Raw genomic sequence first — 21766 nt, forward strand, 5'->3', positions numbered from 1 at the left:
TAGGTATTGAGGGAAATCTAAATAAGATTGTTCCTCATTCCTTTTCTTCCTGTTGCAAAAAAATAAAGACTGACTTCTTTAATTGAAATCAGTCTTATTAACTAGATACTTTTCTTTTCTTTGTCTTTTCGATTTTGAACTTTTTTCATTAATAAAGCTAAACTTAATGGTAACATTCCAAACATGTTAGTAGAAAATGGGGCCTTCAACTCTTCTTTTTCTTGTTTTATTGAATCACGTTTCTCTTTTGGTTGATCGATATAATTAATAAATTGTTCTGTCATATATTTTACATAATCATTTGTTTTCAATAGAAATCACCTTACTTTCTTATCACTTATTTCTACTATCTCCTCCTTTTGAATAATTTAAACAGTCAATGATTTCCATGGCAATTTCAATTGGTGTTAAATTATTCGTAGAAATTTCATAATCTGCTTTTTTATATTGTGATTCTCTCTTTTGAAACAGCTCCGTTAGTTCTTCAATCGTCCGATTTACAGCATTTGGTCGGTTAGAATCCAAATGAATTCTTTCGTATATTATTTCAATTGGAGTTTCAAGATAAATTATTTTGCCAGTTTCTTTCATATATCCAATGTTTTCATCACGAAGAATGACTCCACCACCTGTTGAAGTGATCATTTTTTTTGATGGTAAATTTTTTAATACTTGTGTTTCTATATCGCGAAAACCGCTTTCACCAAACTCATTAAACAATTCTGGTATGCTTTTGCCTGTTTGAGAAACTATTTCCTCGTCTAAATCAATAAATTTTTTGTTTACTCTTTTAGCTAATTCCTTTCCCACAGTCGTCTTACCACACCCCATAAATCCTACTAAATAAATTGATTCCATTTCATCCTCCAACTTAATCGATCCAATCCGATACGTGATTTGTACTTTTTTTATATTTAAATTGAACTACATATTTTTTTATTTTTGAATTACTACTAGTTAAAGTTACATGATATACATCATTTGTAACTAAATAAGTATTCAATATAATTTTTGTATTATTATAATACTTTACTGTATTTCCTTGAAGTGGTAAATTACCATGCTTTAAATCGTAAATTGCTTGTGAATGTACACGGTCTAGTTTGTTTTGATATCTCGTATACGAATAAAAGGTATTGAACGAATGAAATATATCTATTTGTATTAGAAAAAAAATTAGTAAAATATTTATCATAAAGATCGTGTAAGGTAAATATACTCCATTTTCACCAAGCATTTTAAATTTAATTAATAAACAATCGAATCGTTTTTTCATAAGTTCCACCATTTAAATCGATTATCTTTACTAGGATTTGCCTTTCGCTTATTTGTTCAAACTTTATATCCCTTATTTTCTGAAGTACAATTTCATGACCTAATCCAAGCCTTTGTCGTCGAATAATCGTTGCATATTTTCGATAACTAGTCGAAACTTGATTAAACTCTTCAAAGAGTAGAAGTTCGGAATGAACTGTAAAACTTATACTTTTGTTTGCCTCTTTTTGGACTTCTTTTATAAAATTATCTAATTCTAACCTATTTACGGATTCATAGCTGTAATTTCGTTTAACAAAGCTTTTTATACTTGAAGTAGAGATAGAAATAATCATTAAAAATAAAACAAGTGAAAAAAGTGTTTCTAGTAAAGTAAAGCCTTTTTCATTCTGTAATTTCTTCACATATTTCACTTTCCTTTTTTCGATCAGTCCAAGTAACACAAATCGAATTAAAATTATTTCTAGCGTTTATTTTTATTAAAAATTCTCTACCATTCTTTGTATAGAAACCCTCTTTAAAATCTTCTCTGTTCATAAAATAAAGATGAACCATATCTGTTAATAAGTCATCTGCCATATTGCTAATCGTTATCTTATCTTTTGTTTGTAAAAATAATGACATTGAAGGAACAATCATAATACAAAAAATAATTAGTAAGTTTAAAGAAATAACTGCCTCAATAAATGTAAATCCTTTTTCATTTCCGATCATATTTAAATCGACCACTTCCTAAGTAAAAAGTAACGATATATTCAGCTTTTTTATATTTAATTGAAATCGTTCCTGAGCTAGAGATATTACCGTCGGAGTTAAATCTTAACGGAGGTTTTAAAGTAAGGTTAGTTATACTAATTGATTTGTCAAAATTTCGAACGACTACAGGGGGATTTAGTAAATTATCTTCTATTTCATATTTATTTTGATAAAAGATGATCCTAGTAGGAATTTGTTTTATTATTGCGTTCCTTTGCGCAAGAAAAATATCATTTTGAAGCATTTGAATAAATAATGTTACCTTTTGTTCATCTTCAATCTTCCTAACTTGATTGATCGGTAAAATCAATAACATTATCATTATTGAAAGGACTAATAACATCTCTACAAATGTAAAACCATACGAATTATCCAACCTTTTTTTAAGGTATAGATACTGATCCAGTTGCTTTGTCATACGATAATTCAACTTTATTATTGCATTTATATGATGTTATATAGCCCTGTTCTTTTAAGACTGATAAACTCTCAGGTAATTGTTCATTTTCTAATCGATATGATTCAACACTTGACTGTACCATTTTTTGAAGTGCAGAACATCCTTTCGTTTGAATGGTCTGTTGCTGTTTTCCTAAATTTGGTATCACTAGTAATAAAAGAAGTGAAATGATAAATAAAACAATTAACATTTCAATTAAAGTAAAACCTTTTTCATTCAAAATTAACTCCTCCTAGATATTGTTCATCAATTGAAACATCGGAAACAGGATGGCTATATACAGTGATAGAATGCTTGATGAAATTAGGATTAATATAATCGGTTGAATGATCCTCATCGATCGGTGAAAGTAAGTTTCAATACTCTCCTTTAAATAATCAGCATAATCAGCAAGTTCTTTACTTAGCGTACTATTGTTCATGCCATGTTCAATCACAAATATAATATCTCTATGGAATGCACGTTCATTTTTAAATCCTTCTTGCATTGAAATTCCGTTTAAAATTTGATTGTAGAAAACTACTGCTTTTTCTTTTATAAATGTCCTACTATCATTATTCTGCATTGTTTTTAGTGCATCAACTATAGGAAAACCAGCATGTAATAATATACTTAACTGCATTGAAAATTCATAAGTATTCATTGTAATTAAATAGTTCCTAACTAACGGGATTTGAATTAATTTATTCATCCGCTCGATTGAATTTAATTTATTAATTGCAAATAAGTATCCGTAGGCGGTCAATCCAATTAAGAAAAGAGAAGAGAACATAATTGAAGGTAATCTTTTTATAACTTGTAGATAGATGAAAATAAAAGAGTTCTGATTAGAATTGAATGTTGAAAAAAGCATTTCATATTGAGGAATGATTATATTTCTAAACAAAAACAAAATTAGCAATAATATTGTGATTAAAAAAATAGGATATCCCATGATTTTTCTTATGTAAGCTCTATGTTGAATCTTTTTTGTAAGCATATAACTGCCTTCACCTAGCGCTAAGGACAAATCACCATGCTTTTCTGCATAATATAAGTATACGAGTACATCTTGATGAAGACCAAGTATATTAGCAAAATCGATGAATGATCCTCCTTCCACCAATGCTATTTTAGCTTTATAAATCACTTCTTTTAGGTCATCTGGGAATTGAATCGTTAAGAATTCAATTGCTTGAATTAGAGGATAACCTTTTTGTAAAAGTTCTCCTAAAATTTTTAATAGCTTAGCCTGTTCAATATAAGTTAATTTTCTTTTATTAAAAAATTTACCCATAGATTATACTTCGGCCCAAATGTTTGTTATCAATAAAACCTAATGCATATCCTTTAATGAGCTGACTATTTAAAGTTGATAATTGAACTTCTTCTTGTATCCCTCTAAATTCATTAATAACCGAATTTAGAGCATTACCATAAAGCAATTCATATACCCCTAATCTTCTGTGATTCCGATTTACAAAACAATTTGGTTCACATTCCCCTTCACAAAAACGGCATTTTATTGGAACTAATCTTTGAGAAACAATAGCAACCATTGCCTGAAATAATTCCTCCTTTGGAATTCCAAGTTCTAACATTCGATATAATGCACCTTTTGTGTTATTAGAATGAATTGTCGTTAATACTAAATGACCCGTCAATGCTGCCCGAACGGCAATTTTCGCAGTCTCTTCATCCCTAATCTCTCCTACCATTACGATATCTGGATCAGATCGAAGAATCGCTTTTAATCCAGTTGCATAGGTTAAGCCTGCTTTTTCATTAACTTGGACTTGAAAATATTCATCTGATTTCCTTTCTATCGGATCCTCTAACGTGATGATATTTCTTGCTATGTCTTTTTTAGCTGATTGTAATAAGGAATAAAGCGTTGTTGTTTTCCCGCAGCCTGTTGGACCTGTAAACATCATTAACCCATGTGAATGATGTAATAAAGACAAAAGCTTACGAGTTGTAGATGGGAATAAGGAAAGACTTTCTATTGGAGCGATTTTTTGTTGGGGATGAATACGAATAACCATAGACTCATCAATAATGGTTGGTAAAGTGGCTAAGCGAAGTGATAATAAAATTTCATTAATGTTAACAACCAAAATACCAGTCTGTGGCCGTCTAATTTCTCCTATATCCATACTTCCTAAAAACTTCAAATGCATGATGATCCTCTTGGACTTCTCTTTATTTATTCGTTGAATAAGTTTCAATTCACCATCAACACGAAAAAAAATTTGTACCTCATCCTCTTTTGGTAATAAATGAATATCCGATGCCCCAAAATGGCAAGCTTTTTTTAGAAGTTCTTCGACCATTTTTTCTACTGATACCATTTTTAGTCCCCCTTTCTATACGAGCAATTATATTTTTGTTTTCCTCAGCTGCCAAATCATGAAAATGATGAAATTAATCAAAAATATTAAATTTAGCTAAAATTTATATACAAACTAAAGTTAATTTACCAAAATAACGTACAAGAAAATCAATTATATAAAATAAAATAAAAAGTATGTTTTCAAATCAATGTATAGAAAATCATTAAATAAGAAAAATAATATCAGATAGGGTTAATTTCATTATCTCTAGAATCAATTTAGAATTGTATTAATACATTGTTTACAATTGTAACTTTCTTATTTTATAATAATGAATGGGTAGAAATTTTTTATGGGGGGATTTAGGATGGATCGAATGTTCCGCGTTCTAGGATTCTGGACAGCTATATTTACGGTAATGTTCTTTGTTGGACATATGTCAGCAGCTGCACTTATTTTCGCATGTCAAACAGCATTTTTCGTAGTATTAGGCTATCTAAAGCTTTCTGAGCGTATGTACATCTATATCTTTGGCGCATACTTAACTGTGTTCTTTATTGGATTTACATATTATAGTACTTTCTTATTAGTACCAGGCTTTAGTGAATAATAGAAAAACCAGTCATTTGACTGGTTTTTTTATTTGTATTCATTTAATGAAATCAATTCATTCAACTTAGTAAGGTCGTTTGTTGACATACCTTTTGTTTGTAATAGCCATTGGAAGGAATCGCTTATTCCACCAGGCATAATTAAAGATTGTACGGCTCTATTTTGTTTATATTCACTTGAAAATGGATTTGACTGAGCATGCGGAATAAGCCAATTTAATATACCAAAATCTAAGATTGCATCTCTTTGGTTAGAAAAGTATAGATTTTCGATATGATTCAGTAATCCGAACTTTTTTAATTCATCCCAGTGAATATGAGTTGTAATGTCCATATGGCCTAAATTCTCTAGTATATTTGATTTCATTTCATGCTTATAATAACCGCGCAAACTTCCCTTCATTCGATGGGGTGCATCCCATTCTTCCCTCGTAAAACCATAATCAACAGTTAAAATAATTCCTTTACTAATTTTCGATTGTAAAAGGTTATAAACTTTTTCCATACCAACAGGGATTTCAACTCTTTGACCATTTTTTCCAACAAAATTGTATCTTCTTAGAAAATCACTGATTTCCCGATCTTGTATTTCAACGAGATTTTCTTTCAGATTATTTAGTTCATCAATTATAATTACTACCTCTTGCCATTCGTTTTGATTATATTCAACCACTCGAACAGGTAAAGCATCAAACAATTCATTTGAAAAAACCATTCCATTATTGATTTGCTCGATTTCTACTATATTTGAGAAGTATTTACAATTTAAATGGTTCGTCAATAATTCTTTTTGTAATTTACGATGATATTGGCTTGCATCAATTAGATAGTAATTTAAATTTTGATAAATTTCAGGCTCTTTTTTTTCACAGTACGAAAGAAAGGATGATGCGAATCTGCCATTTCCACCACCAACTTCGATAAAAAAAGGTTCGATTAGGTTATTCTTAACAAACCGACAAAATGATGCTGCAATTACTTCTCCATATACCGAACCTACTGAGCTTGTAGTATAGAAATCACCTTTTCGTCCAATTTTTTCATTTGCCATTTGATAATAACCATTTTCATGATCATAAAGAACTAACAAAATAAATTGTTCGTATGTAATAAAACCTTTTTTGCTGTTATTTATCGCATTCATTATTATGTTTTTCATCATATTACCTTATTATAAAAATGGATTATATCTTTTCTCATCACCAATCGTTGTAGTCTCTCCATGACCACTACATACAACGACATCATCAGGTAAAGAAAGTAACTTACCTTTTATACTTCTAATCAACTGCTCGTGATCCCCACCAGGTAAATCAGTTCGTCCGATGCTTCCTTCAAATAATGCATCACCAGAAAATACTGTCTTTATTTCTTTACAATAAAATGAAACACTTCCTGGAGAATGGCCTGGAGTTTCAAAAATTGAAAATAAGAAAGGACCAATTTCCATTTTACCTTCTTTTTCAATCAAGTGATCTGCTTCCCTTGCAAAAATTGATTGATTTCTCATAAATAATTCAGAACCATTTTTTTGTCCATCTGTTAACCAATCCGCTTCATATTTATGAATATAAACGGGTATATTATATTCATCACGCACATCATCAACAGCCCCAATATGATCAAAATGGGCGTGGGTTAAAAGGATTGCTAATGGCTTTAATTTATTTTCTTCAATAACATTAAAGATTACATGTGCTTCTTCGCCCGGATCAAAAATAACTGCTTCATTCATATCATTACTTAAGATATAACAATTAGTTTGTAATGGACCTAGTGGTAATTGTAAAACATTCATATTCATACCCTGCTTTCTTTTTTAATCTATATAATACTATATCATAATTTTGTTTTAGCACTTAATTTCAAATAGACAATTGTTCATAAAAGTTTTACAATAATAATGATGTGATAGCAAACAGGGGTTGCTTGAAGAAATTTATAGGGGGTTTACAATGGGTACAGTTATTATTTTTATACTAGTAGCTATTCTAAGTGTTCCTGCTTTATTAGGATCATTAAAGAAGAAGAACTTTTTAGCCGTTTTTTGGTCTGCCGCTACATTAGTTTTATTTGGTTGGTTTGCCATTATGACAATTTTACATAACGGTTATCCACCAGCGCACTTATAATATTTATTTATTGTGTAACGGACTATTTTCTACATATAGAAAACATGTTACTAAAATAAAAAAGCTGACAAAATTGTCAGCTTTTTTATTTTGAGACTGATTGGTTTTCTAAATTAAATAAAGACGCTAACAGTATTGGGAAAGTCTCTGAAAAAATGGATTCAAACATAGAGAGTGGCAATGGATTGATTCCTTTACCTAATTCAAGTGTAAATCCTGGTTTCCGAAAATCTTGTATATACCAATCCTTAAAACCTGCATGGCTATCAATTGTTTTTACTGCTTTATAGGGACTAATACTAGAAAAATAATTTGCATAGACTTCCGAGATAGGCGGTTCAAGATTGTCATAGCCCCAATAAAATTCTTTACCTTGAGTATGCAAAGCCAAAATAAGATCAAACTTCCTTTCAATTGCTAAATTACTCATTGCGATTGTTTCTGGTTCAGTTAATGGAGCATCTCCTGGGTAGTCTCTAGGAGAGAATGTTTTTTGTTTCTTTCTTTCTTTTTCAACCTCCCACTGTGCAGGAAATTGATTGTTTAAATCAACCCCTCTTATATTTGCTTTCCATCCAGTAAAACCATCATTTCCTTCGTTAATTTTATGAACAAATTCCATATAATCACTTTGTTCAACAGTTCCATTTATAACTAAATTTACCCCATCGGGATTAACCATAGGGACAATCGACAAAGTATTTTCATTTAATAAAGCTACTAATTCTTTATGAAATGGAGACTCTTCAGTTGTTAAAGTGTTACATATCCAAAAAAGCATTTTCATGATTACACATGTTGTAATCCATTCATTTGCATGAAACGAACCATTCCAATGTACCTTTCTATGTCCATTTCCAATTTGAATCTCATATATAGGCTGATATAAAACGCTGTGTCCAATCGTATTTAAACGAAGAAAAGGAAATTCTTGTACTAGTAAACTAATATCATTTGAAAGTTCATTAAAATCGTATCTTCTTGGATGAAAGGATAAAGGCCGATTGTTTTTATACAAAATTTTCACCTCATCAATTATTTTCTAGTTAATTGTATGTAATTAAAATATAGAAAAGCACTTTCGATTAGGAAGTGCTTTATTTAACGATTTAACAAGTCATATTAAATTATTAAAGCTTCGTGGGTTTCAGGCTCTTGTGGGATTAAGAGCTTGGCTAATAGATGGGAATAAAAGACTTGCAGGACAAATGTGGTAAGGTAGCTACAAAATCTTCGCTACACTTAAAGGTGAGCATCAAGTAGTCGAAAGTAACAAGATCAAGATATTACTTTCTTATATGATAAATTACTTTTTCTGTAAAAAGAAAAAGCACTCCCATTAAGGAAGTGCTTTTCATGTTTATTCAAACTTCGTATCAGCTTTTTTGTATTTAACTTCATAGAAACGAAGTAAATCTTTATAAATAATTGAGTTTGAATACTCAAGTGATTTATTTGCTTTTGCTAAGTCTTCTTTAGGTGGTTTTTGTCCTTTTAATTCTTCACCAGTATTTGGATCATACATCTTCTCACCAGTGTAAATATATTTATCAGTAACAATTGTACCATCACGGAAAACTACAAAGTTTTTGTGTTTAGGAGAGAATATATCATTACCAAAGTTGATAGATGTTTTATTTGGATCTTCACCTAATAAGTTTAAAATTGTCGGTTTAACATCAATTTGACCTGCAACTTTATGAATTGTTTCACCCTTAGTTTGTCCAGGTACGTGGATAAAGAAAGGTACTTTTTGTAATTTAACATGTTCTGCAGGTGTAATATCTTGTCCTAATACTTCACTCATTGCACGGTTATGGTTTTCAGAAATACCATAGTGGTCACCATACATTACAATGATTGTATTATTATATAAACCTTTTGCTTTCATTTCTTCAATGAAATGTTTAATTGATTCATCTAAATAGCGTACTGTTGTTACATAATTATCAACAGTCTGGTCTCCAGTTTTTAAACGTGGAATCATTAAATCCTCATCATTTAATTCGAATGGATAATGGTTAGTTAGTGTAATCATACGGTTGTAGAACGGTTTAGGCTCTGCTACCATTTTATCTACTGCTTGTTCAACGAAATATTTATCTTTTAGTCCCCAGCCAATTGAAGTAGCTGCAGATACTTTAAAGTCAACTTCATTATAATAACGATCGTAACCTAGACTAGGATACATCATGTCACGGTTCCAAAACGATTTATTATTTGAATGCATTACTGAAGTGTAATAATTTTGATCCTGTTTAAGGATTGCTGGTGTTGCAGTAAACGTATTACCACTGTTTGTAAAGTAAACAGCACCACGATCTAATGGGAATAAACTATTATCAATTAAGAATTCAGCATCAGATGTTTTACCTTGTCCAGTTTGGTGGTAAAAATTATCAAAATAATAACTTTCTTTTGTAAATTTATTTAAGAAAGGAGTAATTTCTTGTCCATTAATTTTTCGTCCAATTACGAAATTTTGTAATGATTCTAATGAAACTACTACTACGTTTTTACCTTTATATTTACCATGTAATTGTGCATTCACACCTGTATCGTTAGCACGAATAAAGTTTTCGATTCCTGCTAATTCACTATCATCAGCCATCGCTTTTTGAGCAGATGTTTTTGATTGAATAACCATATCATATAAATGATAATTGTATAATCCTAAGAATTTAACAATGTATTCTCTATCAAAAGAACGTGTTAATAATTGTGGGCGTTCAGTTTCTGCTAATCCAAGGTTAACTAAGAAAATAGCAACCGCTACTAAGAAATAAGCTGTTCTAGCTTTCCCTTTAATGTTCCCAGTAGTAAAGAATTTTTTACCCCAGAAATAATTAACCGCAATTAAGATAAAAATATCAGAAAAAGCTAAGATTGTTTTATAGCTGATCATTGCTTTAACACTTGAACCTAAATCCCCAAAGTTTCGAGTCATAAATAAAACTGGAATCGTTACGAAATCGTCAAAGAATGAATAATAAGCTGTATCAGCTACTAAAATAAAGGACATGATTATAGTAATCCAAATAACCGCTCTATTTCGTTTTGGTCCTTTTGCAAAAAGAGCTATACCTATGAATATTAATAATGAAGATATAGGAGCAATTATTAAGATAAATTCTTGCATTGAATTTTCAATTTCTAAATCAAAATAAAATTGGCTTAGAATAGTTGCTTTAATCCATAAAAGGAATACAGCAAGTAACGGGAATCCAAAGTTTTTAATAAACTTTTTCCACATATTCTGTTCCTCCTCTTTTTTAGACTATTAATCTATTTTATCTATTATAAAACAATGTTTGGCATTTCACATATCTATTTTATTGGCATTTAAATACCAAGAATTTTTAAAATAATTCATACAATTATTAGCTACTAAATGTATGAATCTAAAATTTTATTTGACGTTACCTTAGTTTTTTTTCTAACGTCATTCAATTTATCATAAACTAGTTCCGCCGTCAAATAACTAATTTTTTTTTCAATTCAATACTATAAACATAATAAGGTACTTCAATTAGAAGTACCTTAAATTTAAGTTAAATTTCATTAGTAATAAATTTTTTTACTAAATATGCTGCTCCAATTGCTCCTGCATCGTTCCCTAACTTGGCAATTGAAAGTTTTGTCGAATCTCGTACTGTTGTGAAAGCAAATTCGTCAAAATATTTCTTTAGAGGTTTTAATAACAGTTCACCTGCATTTGATACTCCGCCGCCAATAATGATGTTTTCAGGATTTAACGTATTTCCAACTCCAGCTAATACTAAAGCAAGATATCTCATTACATGATTAACGATTTCTTCTGCAACTTCATCACCATTTGAATAAGCTTCAAAAACATCCTTTGCTGTAATTGGTGAATCATTCGACATTTCTTTTAAAACTGTCTCTTTTGTCGTATTTTGTAATTTCTCGTTTGCTATTCTTGCAATTCCTGTAGCTGAAGAAATTGTTTCTAAGCATCCCGTTTTTCCACAGTTACATAATACTCCATTTTCAAGTTGTACTGTTATATGGCCAATTTCACCCGCAGATCCACTAATTCCATGTGCAACGTCCCCGTTTACAATTACGCCTCCACCGACTCCTGTTCCAAGCGTAACCATTACTACATCTTTTGCTCCATTCCCAGCACCTTTCCACATTTCTCCAACAGCTGCGATATTTGCATCATTATCGACAATTACTGGAATACCTGATTCCTTTTCTAGAATGTCCTTTAAAGGAAAATTAACCCATCCTAAATTTACGGCTGCAAATATAAGTCCATCTTCTAATCGAACCGAACCTGGAGCTCCAATACCAATTCCAGCGATATCTTCCTTTGTTTTATCCATCTGTTTAAGCTTGTCTTCAATTGCAATTGTAATTGTTTTAGGAATATGCTTACCACTATCAGATTTATCTGTTGGTACTTCCCATTTATCGATGAATTCCCCGTTATTTGTTAATAATGCCAATTTAATGCTTGTACCACCTAAATCTACACCAACAATCATTTTAGCCATAATGCCTTCTCCCTCCGCAGTGAAATCGTTTGCAATAAATTCTAAAAAAAACGATTTCTTCAAACCGTTTTATTTTTTATTTCATCCATCTCTTTTTTTAAGATCATGGTAGCAATTTGTAAATCTTTACTTTCAAGTATATTCGCTAAAAATAATTCTTTTAGCTCATCTTGCATTAACATCAAGTCAGCTAATCGATCACCTGTATAAATAAAGGTGCCATAACTCTTTAGAAATTGTTGAATATCATATACGGATTTCATACTTAACTCCTATTATTTTATCTTTCTAAACATGTAATAAGTATAAGTTGGAAACGATTACTCGTCAATGTGAAATACCAAACAAACCATTTATTTTGTAGGCATTTATAATTATTTTTTAGGCTTCATTACTTCTTCTAAAGCTAAATCGTTCTTATATAAATATGTAGCGTATTTTATCCCGAGATATCTTATATGCCATGGTTCATAATTGTATTCAGTAATATCTACTTTGTCCTCTGGATAACGAATGATAAATCCAAATTCATGTGCATGGTCTGCAAGCCAAGTACCTTCTTTCGTTTCTCCAAATCCTTGTTCAAGCTTGTTACCGAAGTTTGGAGATGATACATCTATTGATAAACCAGTTTGATGTTCGCTTGTACCAGGAACTGCACTAAAAGATTGAGTCCAATCTTCACCATGAATTTGTACATAATAATTATATAAGCTTTTTTGTCGATCAAAAGAGCGATATGCGGAAACTGGAGTAAGCTTTATGCCATCTGCTTCAGCTCTTTCAAATAATTTTTCTAAAGCATGAGCTGCCTCTTTCCTCATTAATGTCTTATCTTTATTTACTCCATGTAAAGGAACGACCGGGTAAACTAGATCAGGGGGTTCATACCCATCTGGTAGCTTTCTTTCTTTATTAACTAATACTAAATTAGATGTAGGATTCGTTACAGCTAATAATCCATTCTCGGCTTCGATCGCTGTATCATCGTAATTAGGAAATTTTATCGAAGTTTCTTTAGGCTTTCTTAGATGATTAATAAAAAATTCTTGGTTTCCAAAAAATAGAGCTAGTCCAATAATGAATATTACGATTAATACCCATGCGTACTTACTATTTATTTTTTTCAAAATTACCTCCTTAATTCTTTTTGTTACTTTTACAATATAAAAAGTTGGCATATTTTTCAAATAATCTATACAATAAGACCTCTTTCAAATAGAAAGAGGTCTTGTTGTCTAATTTATAAAACAGGTGCCATTGTTTTTCTTAATGTTTCTACAGAGTTTTTAAACTGACGTTGCTCTAATTCATTTAAATCTAGTTCAACAACTTCTCGAATTCCACCACGATTAATTACTGCTGGAACGCCAATGTATATATCGTGTTCTCCATATTGTCCATCTAAATATGCAGAAACCGTAATAATACTATTTTCATTTTTTAGAATCGCTTTCGTTAATCTAACTAAGCCCATTCCAATTCCATAGTATGTTGCACCTTTTTTCTTTATAATGTGATATGCTGCGTCACGTGTATTTAAAAAGATTTCATCAAGCTCTCTTTGGCTGTATTTTGGATTTTTCTTTAATACATGGTGTACTGGTGAAGTACCAACATTTGTTTTAGACCAAACTGGTAGTTCGCTATCACCATGTTCACCGATAATATAACCATGGATATTTCTTGCGTCAACATTAAAATAATCACCAAGCATATATCTAAAACGTGCAGTATCTAAACTAGTACCAGATCCGATTACTCTTTCTTTTGGCAACCCTGAAAATTTCCAAGTCGCATAAGTTAAAATATCTACTGGATTTGTAGCAATTAAAAAGATACCGTCAAATCCTGAAGCCATAATGTCTCCAACGATTCCTTTAAAGATAGCACAATTTTTTGCAACTAAATCTAAGCGAGTTTCTCCAGGCTTTTGAGCTGCTCCAGCTGTAATGACGACTAGACTTGCATCCTTACAATCACTGTAATCTCCAGCCCAAATTTTTGTTCGAGAATCTACAAAAGGCAGGCAATGACTTAAATCCATTGCGTCCCCTTCCGCTTTATCTTTATTTAAATCAATCATAACTAGTTCTTCGGCAACACCTTTATTTAACATACCAAAAGCATAACTAGCTCCAACTGCTCCTGTTCCGATAAGTGCGACACGATTTATTTCTTTGTGTAACATAATATCCACCTCATTTGTGTAATTAAAGTGTAAGTAACTGGGACTTCTATATTATATATGTATTTTCACTCAAAGTTTGTGAAACTTTTTACAAATTTGTTACAATATTAGTCCAATACAAATTTAAATTTTTTACAACAAGAATCTAATTCTGTCTTTACCTATTTTCAAACAAATCGTGTCGCATTATTCACTTATTAAATCGCTTCTATTATTCTTGATTCCGTTAAAACCAACGGCATCTTAATGTCATGTTTTTCTGTTGGTAAATCATCAATAATTTGAATGTCATAAGCTAAGGCTAAGAGTTGTTTATTATAATCTTCTAAGTAGCGATCATAATAACCACCACCATATCCTAGTCGTTCACCATTTTTTGTATATGCTACTCCAGGAACAATTATTAGATCAATACGTTCTTTTCTTATTTCCTCGCATTTTTCTTCGATCGGCTCTTGTATTCCAAAATAACCTTTCTTTAAATCATCAAATGAATTGATTTTGTAAAAATGCATTTTTCTAGTCTCATGGTTGCATTTAGGGACAACAACTGATTTATTCATTTTCCAACAAGCAGTGATTAAGTACTTAGTATTTATTTCATGCTCCATCGGCATCGTTGTTGCTATTATGTCTGCACTCTTCATTTGTTCAGTATTTAATAATTTATCTATAATTTGTTTCGACTTTTCGTCTCTTTCCGAAACTGAAATATTTTTCAAGTTTTTCATCATAGAATTTCTAATTTCTTTTTTTTCCATAATATTGGCCTCCTTAGGTCAGAATCGAGTTTTCTAAAGTAAGTTTTACTGATATGTATTCTAATTAAAATTATAAGTATTTAAATATAAAAAAAACAGTAGGAAAATTCCTACTGTTTACTTTGTTTCGCGATGAACTGTAACTTTTTTAAGTCTTGGGCAATATTTTTTAAGCTCAAGACGGTCTGGGTTATTACGTTTATTTTTAGTAGTGATGTAGTTACGATCTCCGCATTCTGTACATGCTAATGTAATATTTACGCGCATTTTATTTTCCCTCCTGACATAGTGACATAATCAGACTTGTATATAATAACATTCTTTCGCGATAATTTCCATAGTTTTTATTGATTCAATGTATTTCTTTTGATATTTTTTTTATTGAATTATGTACAAACTTATTCTCATAATTCAGAGTATATTTTTGAAAGACAGCTTGATGATGTAATACACTGCCTGAATCGATTCGAATATTAGAACTAATCGACACATATGGGCCAATTACACAGTTCTCTTCAATCGTAACATCATTTCCAATAATAACGGGAGAAACAATCTTAACATTATTATTTATCGTTACATGCTCACCTAAATAGATTCTCGGTAATATTTGAACAGCAGGAATAGGTAAGTTTAATTTCTCTTCAATCCAATCTACGTTTAGCTTCGCAAATCTTCTAGGTGTTCCATAATCAATCCAGTAACCTTTTAAATGAAAAGCATTTAAATAGATATTATTTTTCAACATTAATGGAATCAGATCATTACTAATGTCAAAATAACGATTTTCTGGAATCAGATATAATAATTCAGGATTTATAATATAAATTCCAGTATTAACTAATTTACTAATTTCACTACCTTCATTCGGCTTTTCTATAAAATCGATTATTTGTCCATTTTTTACTTTTACATTTCCGTATGAACCACACTTTTCAACTTGTTTTACAAACATAGAAAATTTACTTTTACTTTCTAAATGAGTTTTTAATGCATCTCTAATATCACCGTCAAATAAAATATCACCATTCACTAATAGAAAAGGTTCATGAAGAAAATGCTTAGATAGTCTTAAACAACCAGCAGACCCTAAACTTTTTTCTTCTATAATATAATCAATTGAAACATTTTTTAATTTCATTGCATTGATCGTCTCGATTATTGCTTGGGACATATAATGAAGCTGAATAATAAATTCATTAAACCCAAGTCTAGTTAAATGTAATATTAAATGCTCAATTGCCGCTCTATTTGCGATTGGTAATAGTGGCTTAGGAATGTTGTTAGTAATTGGTAAAAGCCTTTGACCGTATCCTCCAGCTAAAATAACAACCTTCATTTATTACCACCTCAATATCTTATACTAGTTAAAGAAGTATGCTTAATATTACATAAATATGACAAAAGGGCATTCAGGTAAATTTTGTCTGAACACCCTTTTATCTTATTTGACTGTTTTATTGATTTAATAAATAATGTTTCCCTTTAACTAAATAATAAATATTCTCTGCAATATTAGTTGCATAATCTGCAATTCTTTCAAGATATCTACAAATAAATGCCATTTGCATGATATTAGATACATGCTCAGGAGAATCTGCAATGCTTGACATCAGTGTTCTAACAGTTGTTCCATATAATTCATCAACAATATCGTCTATTTCACCAATCTCTTTAGCTGCTTGTAAATCCTCTGTACGATATGCTTCTGAAGCTTTTGTTAACATATCTAAGCCAAGTTCATGCATTTTTTCTATATTCTCTAATGGTAAGTTTTCTTGACGACTACGAATACGAATTGTCGATTTTGCAATATTTACTGCGTAATCTGCAACTCGTTCAAGATCATGAGCAATCTTGATAGCAGTTAAATTTCTTCTTAAGTCGACAGCAACTGGTTGTTGTCTTGTAATAATGACTAAAATTAATTCATTTACTTCTTTTTCTAATTTATTGATGCGATCATCTTCGTCAATTACTTCTAAAGCTAGTTCAATATTTTCAGTACGAAATGCCTCCATACTTTTAATGACTGCTTTTTTTGTTTTCTCAGCTAATTCGATAATCATTTCTTGTAATGATTTTAAGTCTGCTTCAAATTGATTTCTCATCTCTTTTCACCTGTTCCCTTCTATTATCCGAATCGTCCCGTAATGTAGTCTTCAGTACGTTTATCTTTAGGTGTTGAGAACAGTTTATTTGTATCTGAGAACTCAACTACTTCACCGCTTAAAAAGAAAGCAGTTTTATCAGAAACACGAGCTGCTTGTTGCATATTATGCGTAACAATAATAATACTAAAATCTTTCTTTAAATCATGAATTAACTCTTCAACTTTTAAAGTTGAAATAGGATCTAGCGCTGATGTTGGCTCATCCATCAAAATAACATCTGGCTCGATTGCTAAACAGCGTGCGATACATAAACGTTGTTGTTGCCCTCCTGATAGACCAAAAGCATTCTCATGTAAACGATCTTTAACCTCATCCCAAATTGCTGCGCCTTTTAAACTTTTTTCAACAATCTGATTTAATGTGGCTTTATCTTTAATACCATGTATTTTTGGTCCATATGCAACGTTTTCCCAAATTGATTTAGGGAATACATTTGGTTTTTGGAATACCATTCCTACGCGTGTTCTTAATTCTTCAACAGGATAGTTTTTATCGAAGATATCTTGTTCGCGGTAAAGAATCTTCCCTTCTGTTCGAACTGAAGGAACTAACTCAACCATACGATTTAACGTTTTTAAGTAAGTCGATTTACCACATCCACTAGGTCCAATAATCGCAGTAACTTCATTCTCATAAATACTTAAATTTATATTTTTTAATGCTTTATCTTGTCCATACCATAAATTTAAATCTTGAGTATCATATACAATTGATTTTTTCACGTTTGTATTTGTCTCTTCAAGGTCATCATTTTTAATAATATTCTCTCTATTTAATGTCATTGTCATAACTTTCGATCCCCTCTCATCCTAAAGGAAGCTTTCTATTTTTGATATATAAAATATTAACTAAACAATAGATAAACTTTATAATCGTTAAAATTCATTAGTACTTACATGAATAATCATATTCTCAAACTATTAAACCTGTTTTAACCGAATGTAAAGATTATGTAAATAAGTTCAGAATGTGAAGGAAGGGTGTAGAAAAGGAGATTTCCAAATAAAAAAGAGAAGGGTTTAATCCCTTCTCTTCTTATTGATTTTTATTTTGAGTGTCTTGGTTATCTTGACTATTTTGATTGTCTTGATTATCTAAAACGTCTTTTGGTTCGTCATTATAAATTGATTGTCTATCTTTTTTCAATTTAAAGTATTCATCCATAATATCTCGACCAATGTATTTATTTACTGGCGCTTGGTCAGTTTGTAACCAAGGAACTACTACTACAAAGGCAATTTCTGGATCGTCATATGGAGCATAACCCATTAATGTTTCATTATAAGTTTTTTGTGGCCCATTGTATTTTTTACGATCTGGACCGTCGTATACAGATTGGGCTGTACCTGTTTTACCGGCTATTTTATAGTCTACCCCTATGAAGTATTTGCGAGCAGTACCACCAGTCTCATTATATACTTTGATCAAACCTTGTTTAACATGATCGATATATGATTGTTTCATATCTATTCGATTTAATACTTTAGGTTTTACTTCTGTTCTAATAACACCATTATCTTCACCTATAGAAGGCTGTCTTATTTCTTTTGCAACATGCGGTTGAATTCTATAACCGCCATTAGCGATTGTAGATACATATTGGGCTAATTGAAGTGGCGTATAAGTATCATACTGCCCAATCGCCATATCTAGAAGGAAACCTGGGCTTTTGTCTACACCTTTAAATCCAATTGCTTCATTTGGTAAATCAATTCCCGTTTTAACACCAAGTCCGAATTGACTGAAACTATTTCGGAATGTATCAAACGCTTTTACATCGATATCTAAAGGCCTATTCTCTACGTAATGTGCATGTCCAATAGCCATTGCCGTTCTGAACATATAAACGTTTGATGAATACTTTAGAGCATCTAAATCATTAATCCATCCGAAGTTTTTATATGACGCTTTTACTGGTGTACCAGCAATTTTAATCGGTGTATCGAATTGCCTTTGACCTGGAGTAATTGCCCCCGTTTGATAACCAGTTAAAAGAGTTGCACCTTTAACTGTTGAACCCATCTCATAAGATGAAGTAAGATTTCCAGTTGCGTAATCGACTACTTTATTTTTTCCTGTCTTTTTATCTTTAACAATTTGCTTTCCTGACATAGCTAAAATTTCACCCGTTTTCGGGTTAATCATCGTAACAAATGCTCTGTCCAAATATCGACCATTTGACGTGGCTTTAGCTTGTAAAAGCCTATCTTTAATTATTTCATCAACCTTACCTTGAAGTTCCATATCAATTGATAGTACTAAATCACTTCCGGGTTCCCCTTCTGTAATCACTTTCGTATCAACAACATTTCCATTTGAATCAATAACATTTTGTGCCTTACCTTTTGTACCACGTAAAACATCTTCATATTGCTTTTCAATATAACTTTTTCCTACACGATCATTACGGTCATAACCACGTGCTAAATAATAATCGACATTCTGAGCAGGTAATCCTTCTTTTTCAGAAGTAATATTACCTAAAATTGTTCGGAACGTATCACCATAAACGTATTTTCTTTCCCAATTAGTCGTTACATCTACACCTGGAAGTTGGTCCAAATGTTCACTAACTGTTGCATATTCTTTTTCAGTAACTCCCTCACTTTTAATTGTTTGTGGAGTTAGTGCATAACCAGCACTCATTTGCTTGTAAATTGCAAGGATCTGTAAGTCATTTGCACTAAGTGAATTGATATCATCTGCTGTAATTTTATCAAGCTGTAAGTTATAGTAAGCTTTATTGTAAGCAGCGTCATCATCTTTATTTTGAGCTTTTAGTGTTTTATCCTCTTCTTTTGATACTAATTTTTTTGCATCTTTAGGATTTGTTAATAACCAATAATCTTTTTTATCTCGTTCAGTTATTTTATTAGTTGGCATTTTTAGATAAGTTTTTAACTTTGTAGCCATTGTTAATAACTCACCTGAAGTTGTCCCTTTTTTTCGTGTATACGTAATTGTACGTAAAGGCGTATTATCTACGACAACCTTTCCGTTACGATCTAAAATTTTCCCCCTTGGTACAGCTTGATCGACGGTCATATTTTCTGTACGCTCTAATTCTAATTTATAGTCTTCACCTTTAACTATTTGTACGACACCTAATCTTAGAATTAAAAATGAAAATAAGACAAACACAAGAAAAAATAGTGTATTCAGTCGGGTTGGTAATGTGATTTTATATTTCTTAGGCTTATTCATTTTTTCTCCTCTTTTTTCTACAATTACTAATTCTACATATTAATATTTTAATGAGTCGGAAAAGGAATCACTGCTAAGTTTTTGACAATTTAGTGACAATACTTAAGCGTGCTTATATTCTAATTTCCTCATCACGAAATAGACCAAAAAGTGTCCTGCACCAAATAAACACATTAATAATGGAATAACTTGTTCTGGTTCGAATAGTGATGTACATACAATGAAAACTGCAATCGAAAACATTCTACCGCTATTTAAATACACTTCACGTATTACGATATATTCCACTCTATATTCCCTGGCCTTATACGATTTTCCTATTATATCATATGTTAAAGATAAGTAAGGTACTAAAATGATTGGATATGCCAAAGAAATTATTGCACCGTAAATGATTAATAAAGGAAACGAAACTTTAAAAGCGATTACAAAAACGGCGCAAAATAGTAAAAAGCCACCAATAAATATAGCTTTCATTCTAAAATTTTCTTTTATAATTCTTGTAACAATATAATAGGTAATAAAGCTAATTAACGATGTAATTAATCCGTATTTCCCTAAAGCAAATTCACTTCCAGTTGATAAGAAAATATAAATTGAAATAACAAACATAAAAATCCCTTCACGAATCCCCTGAAAGAAATTAGCATAAGTTACTTTCCGCCAATTTTCATTTAATTTTCTTTCCTGAATGACACGCTTAATATTGAACTCACTATCAAGTTCCCGTCTAACTAAGAAGCAACTTAAGACCACTGCACATATAAATAAAATAACAGCAGCAAGAAACACAAAATGATAACCTTTATTTCCAATCATTGAAGAAATAATTGCTCCGGCTATAAATGGGCCAAGCATTCCCGTGAACGAATTAATTAGCCCTAAAAAACCATTAAAAAATTGTCTAGTTTCGGGTTCAGTAACTTCAAACGTTAATAAGTTAAACGCCAAATAGTAACATCCATTTCCAATTCCTAAAATCGCTCCAATCAAAATTGTTGCTAATAATGTCTTCGTTTCGAAAAGTAAAACGACTATGTAGAATATTGCCAAAAAAGAAATACCCACCCTTAAAATGACTACTCGATCAATTGTTTTAGCTAATCTGCCTGCTATAACGAATGTAAGGGCTTGAAAAAATGCGATCGAAAATTGGTACGAAGCAATTGGTAAATAATTATTTGATTGCTTCCACAAATAAACATTTACAAATGTGCTAGATAAAGCGGTCGCTAGAGTAAACAATCCACCGACACTTAGTAAAAGAATTAAATCTTTATTTAAATCTACGTCACCTAATAAAAATTTCCACTTACTCATAATAAACTCTCCTTTGTCTCATGAACTAGTTTTCCGAGTAAATGAAA

General features: G+C 31.0%; 26 protein-coding genes. 2 read left to right on the forward strand and 24 right to left on the reverse strand.

Annotated features, from left to right (window positions below):
* Positions 1-101 precede the first annotated feature (101 nt).
* Genes BED47_RS13620 through comGA form a run of 9 tightly spaced genes read right to left on the reverse strand, consistent with a single transcriptional unit; the run spans position 102 to position 4821 of the window.
* Positions 102-311, reverse strand: a complete 210-nt coding sequence (locus BED47_RS13620; protein ID WP_069034113.1) for a YqzE family protein — start codon at positions 309-311, stop codon at positions 102-104.
* A 22-nt stretch (positions 312-333) separates the two neighbouring features.
* A complete protein-coding gene (locus BED47_RS13625; RefSeq protein ID WP_069034114.1) occupies positions 334-858 on the reverse strand; it encodes a shikimate kinase in 525 nt (174 codons plus the stop codon).
* Between the two features lie 13 nt (positions 859-871).
* The gene (locus tag BED47_RS13630; RefSeq protein ID WP_069034115.1) at positions 872-1276 is read right to left on the reverse strand and encodes a hypothetical protein; all 405 of its coding nucleotides are present in this window, start codon (positions 1274-1276) and stop codon (positions 872-874) included.
* Positions 1245-1679 (reverse strand): competence type IV pilus minor pilin ComGF, encoded by a 435-nt coding sequence (comGF, locus tag BED47_RS13635; RefSeq protein WP_069034116.1) that lies wholly within the window; start codon positions 1677-1679, stop codon positions 1245-1247. Before comGF ends, BED47_RS13630 begins: the two co-directional genes overlap by 32 nt.
* Positions 1660-1989 (reverse strand): pilus assembly FimT family protein, encoded by a 330-nt coding sequence (locus BED47_RS13640; protein WP_069034117.1) that lies wholly within the window; start codon positions 1987-1989, stop codon positions 1660-1662. Before BED47_RS13640 ends, comGF begins: the two co-directional genes overlap by 20 nt.
* Positions 1976-2449, reverse strand: coding sequence for a competence type IV pilus minor pilin ComGD (gene comGD, locus BED47_RS13645; protein ID WP_069034118.1), 474 nt, complete (start codon positions 2447-2449; stop codon positions 1976-1978). Before comGD ends, BED47_RS13640 begins: the two co-directional genes overlap by 14 nt.
* A complete protein-coding gene (gene comGC / locus BED47_RS13650; protein ID WP_084006914.1) occupies positions 2415-2711 on the reverse strand; it encodes a competence type IV pilus major pilin ComGC in 297 nt (98 codons plus the stop codon). Before comGC ends, comGD begins: the two co-directional genes overlap by 35 nt.
* 12 nt (positions 2712-2723) lie before the next feature.
* On the reverse strand, positions 2724-3767 hold the full coding sequence (gene comGB, locus BED47_RS13655; RefSeq protein ID WP_069034120.1) for a competence type IV pilus assembly protein ComGB: 1044 nt from the start codon (positions 3765-3767) through the stop codon (positions 2724-2726).
* On the reverse strand, positions 3760-4821 hold the full coding sequence (comGA, locus tag BED47_RS13660) for a competence type IV pilus ATPase ComGA (protein WP_069034121.1): 1062 nt from the start codon (positions 4819-4821) through the stop codon (positions 3760-3762). Before comGA ends, comGB begins: the two co-directional genes overlap by 8 nt.
* Before the next feature lie 349 nt (positions 4822-5170).
* Here comGA and BED47_RS13665 point away from each other — a divergent pair, with 349 nt between their 5' ends.
* Entirely contained in the window at positions 5171-5413 is a 243-nt protein-coding gene (locus BED47_RS13665) for a DUF2626 domain-containing protein (RefSeq protein ID WP_056475051.1), read from the forward strand.
* A 29-nt stretch (positions 5414-5442) separates the two neighbouring features.
* On the opposite strand, the gene BED47_RS13670 is transcribed toward BED47_RS13665, so the two are convergent.
* Together BED47_RS13670 and BED47_RS13675 are read right to left on the reverse strand one after the other, a co-directional pair.
* The gene (locus tag BED47_RS13670; RefSeq protein WP_069034122.1) at positions 5443-6573 is read right to left on the reverse strand and encodes an SAM-dependent methyltransferase; all 1131 of its coding nucleotides are present in this window, start codon (positions 6571-6573) and stop codon (positions 5443-5445) included.
* Between the two features lie 12 nt (positions 6574-6585).
* A complete protein-coding gene (locus BED47_RS13675; RefSeq protein WP_069034123.1) occupies positions 6586-7212 on the reverse strand; it encodes an MBL fold metallo-hydrolase in 627 nt (208 codons plus the stop codon).
* Positions 7213-7369: 157 nt separating this feature from the next.
* On the opposite strand from BED47_RS13675, the gene BED47_RS13680 reads away from it, so the two are divergent.
* On the forward strand, positions 7370-7546 hold the full coding sequence (locus tag BED47_RS13680; RefSeq protein ID WP_069034124.1) for a DUF2759 domain-containing protein: 177 nt from the start codon (positions 7370-7372) through the stop codon (positions 7544-7546).
* Between the two features lie 85 nt (positions 7547-7631).
* Here BED47_RS13680 and BED47_RS13685 read toward each other — a convergent pair whose 3' ends face one another.
* From BED47_RS13685 to BED47_RS13745, 13 genes are all read right to left on the reverse strand, one after another.
* Positions 7632-8564, reverse strand: coding sequence for a M14 family metallopeptidase (locus BED47_RS13685; RefSeq protein ID WP_069034125.1), 933 nt, complete (start codon positions 8562-8564; stop codon positions 7632-7634).
* A 342-nt stretch (positions 8565-8906) separates the two neighbouring features.
* The gene (locus BED47_RS13690; protein WP_069034126.1) at positions 8907-10799 is read right to left on the reverse strand and encodes an LTA synthase family protein; all 1893 of its coding nucleotides are present in this window, start codon (positions 10797-10799) and stop codon (positions 8907-8909) included.
* Between the two features lie 298 nt (positions 10800-11097).
* Complete coding sequence (locus BED47_RS13695; RefSeq protein WP_091024441.1) at positions 11098-12072, reverse strand: ROK family glucokinase; 975 nt, start codon at positions 12070-12072, stop codon at positions 11098-11100.
* A gap of 56 nt (positions 12073-12128) precedes the next feature.
* Positions 12129-12332 (reverse strand): YqgQ family protein, encoded by a 204-nt coding sequence (locus BED47_RS13700; RefSeq protein WP_069034128.1) that lies wholly within the window; start codon positions 12330-12332, stop codon positions 12129-12131.
* Between the two features lie 111 nt (positions 12333-12443).
* Positions 12444-13199: a M15 family metallopeptidase gene (locus BED47_RS13705; protein WP_069034129.1), complete on the reverse strand. Its 756-nt coding sequence runs from the start codon at positions 13197-13199 to the stop codon at positions 12444-12446.
* Positions 13200-13312: 113 nt separating this feature from the next.
* Positions 13313-14260: an L-lactate dehydrogenase gene (locus BED47_RS13710; RefSeq protein WP_069034130.1), complete on the reverse strand. Its 948-nt coding sequence runs from the start codon at positions 14258-14260 to the stop codon at positions 13313-13315.
* Between the two features lie 197 nt (positions 14261-14457).
* Complete coding sequence (locus tag BED47_RS13715) at positions 14458-15021, reverse strand: 5-formyltetrahydrofolate cyclo-ligase (protein ID WP_069034131.1); 564 nt, start codon at positions 15019-15021, stop codon at positions 14458-14460.
* 117 nt (positions 15022-15138) lie between these two features.
* Positions 15139-15288: a 50S ribosomal protein L33 gene (rpmG, locus tag BED47_RS13720; RefSeq protein WP_056475024.1), complete on the reverse strand. Its 150-nt coding sequence runs from the start codon at positions 15286-15288 to the stop codon at positions 15139-15141.
* A gap of 85 nt (positions 15289-15373) precedes the next feature.
* Positions 15374-16360, reverse strand: coding sequence for a sugar phosphate nucleotidyltransferase (locus BED47_RS13725; RefSeq protein WP_069034132.1), 987 nt, complete (start codon positions 16358-16360; stop codon positions 15374-15376).
* Between the two features lie 118 nt (positions 16361-16478).
* The gene (gene phoU, locus BED47_RS13730; protein WP_069034133.1) at positions 16479-17132 is read right to left on the reverse strand and encodes a phosphate signaling complex protein PhoU; all 654 of its coding nucleotides are present in this window, start codon (positions 17130-17132) and stop codon (positions 16479-16481) included.
* A 23-nt stretch (positions 17133-17155) separates the two neighbouring features.
* Positions 17156-17983 (reverse strand): phosphate ABC transporter ATP-binding protein PstB, encoded by an 828-nt coding sequence (gene pstB / locus BED47_RS13735; protein WP_286162566.1) that lies wholly within the window; start codon positions 17981-17983, stop codon positions 17156-17158.
* A gap of 247 nt (positions 17984-18230) precedes the next feature.
* Positions 18231-20399: a peptidoglycan D,D-transpeptidase FtsI family protein gene (locus tag BED47_RS13740; protein WP_069034134.1), complete on the reverse strand. Its 2169-nt coding sequence runs from the start codon at positions 20397-20399 to the stop codon at positions 18231-18233.
* 102 nt (positions 20400-20501) lie between these two features.
* Complete coding sequence (locus tag BED47_RS13745; RefSeq protein ID WP_069034135.1) at positions 20502-21719, reverse strand: MFS transporter; 1218 nt, start codon at positions 21717-21719, stop codon at positions 20502-20504.
* Between the last annotated feature and the right edge of the window lie 47 nt (positions 21720-21766).

Source organism: Gottfriedia luciferensis (genome assembly GCF_001712755.1).
Taxonomy (GTDB): Bacteria; Bacillota; Bacilli; order Bacillales; family Bacillaceae_G; genus Gottfriedia; species Gottfriedia luciferensis_B.

Coding starts and splice junctions, on each gene's coding strand:
- BED47_RS13625 (WP_069034114.1), bottom strand. CDS start 858: ATGGAATCAATTTATTTAGTAGGATTTATGGGGTGTGGTAAGACGACT.
- pstB (WP_286162566.1), bottom strand. CDS start 17,983: ATGACAATGACATTAAATAGAGAGAATATTATTAAAAATGATGACCTT.
- BED47_RS13630 (WP_069034115.1), bottom strand. CDS start 1,276: ATGAAAAAACGATTCGATTGTTTATTAATTAAATTTAAAATGCTTGGT.
- BED47_RS13745 (WP_069034135.1), bottom strand. CDS start 21,719: ATGAGTAAGTGGAAATTTTTATTAGGTGACGTAGATTTAAATAAAGAT.
- BED47_RS13740 (WP_069034134.1), bottom strand. CDS start 20,399: ATGAATAAGCCTAAGAAATATAAAATCACATTACCAACCCGACTGAAT.
- BED47_RS13665 (WP_056475051.1), top strand. CDS start 5,171: ATGGATCGAATGTTCCGCGTTCTAGGATTCTGGACAGCTATATTTACG.
- comGA (WP_069034121.1), bottom strand. CDS start 4,821: ATGGTATCAGTAGAAAAAATGGTCGAAGAACTTCTAAAAAAAGCTTGC.
- BED47_RS13690 (WP_069034126.1), bottom strand. CDS start 10,799: ATGTGGAAAAAGTTTATTAAAAACTTTGGATTCCCGTTACTTGCTGTA.
- comGD (WP_069034118.1), bottom strand. CDS start 2,449: ATGACAAAGCAACTGGATCAGTATCTATACCTTAAAAAAAGGTTGGAT.
- BED47_RS13675 (WP_069034123.1), bottom strand. CDS start 7,212: ATGAATGTTTTACAATTACCACTAGGTCCATTACAAACTAATTGTTAT.
- BED47_RS13680 (WP_069034124.1), top strand. CDS start 7,370: ATGGGTACAGTTATTATTTTTATACTAGTAGCTATTCTAAGTGTTCCT.
- BED47_RS13640 (WP_069034117.1), bottom strand. CDS start 1,989: ATGATCGGAAATGAAAAAGGATTTACATTTATTGAGGCAGTTATTTCT.
- BED47_RS13700 (WP_069034128.1), bottom strand. CDS start 12,332: ATGAAATCCGTATATGATATTCAACAATTTCTAAAGAGTTATGGCACC.
- BED47_RS13670 (WP_069034122.1), bottom strand. CDS start 6,573: ATGAAAAACATAATAATGAATGCGATAAATAACAGCAAAAAAGGTTTT.
- BED47_RS13725 (WP_069034132.1), bottom strand. CDS start 16,360: ATGAAGGTTGTTATTTTAGCTGGAGGATACGGTCAAAGGCTTTTACCA.
- BED47_RS13715 (WP_069034131.1), bottom strand. CDS start 15,021: ATGGAAAAAAAAGAAATTAGAAATTCTATGATGAAAAACTTGAAAAAT.
- rpmG (WP_056475024.1), bottom strand. CDS start 15,288: ATGCGCGTAAATATTACATTAGCATGTACAGAATGCGGAGATCGTAAC.
- phoU (WP_069034133.1), bottom strand. CDS start 17,132: ATGAGAAATCAATTTGAAGCAGACTTAAAATCATTACAAGAAATGATT.
- comGB (WP_069034120.1), bottom strand. CDS start 3,767: ATGGGTAAATTTTTTAATAAAAGAAAATTAACTTATATTGAACAGGCT.
- BED47_RS13710 (WP_069034130.1), bottom strand. CDS start 14,260: ATGTTACACAAAGAAATAAATCGTGTCGCACTTATCGGAACAGGAGCA.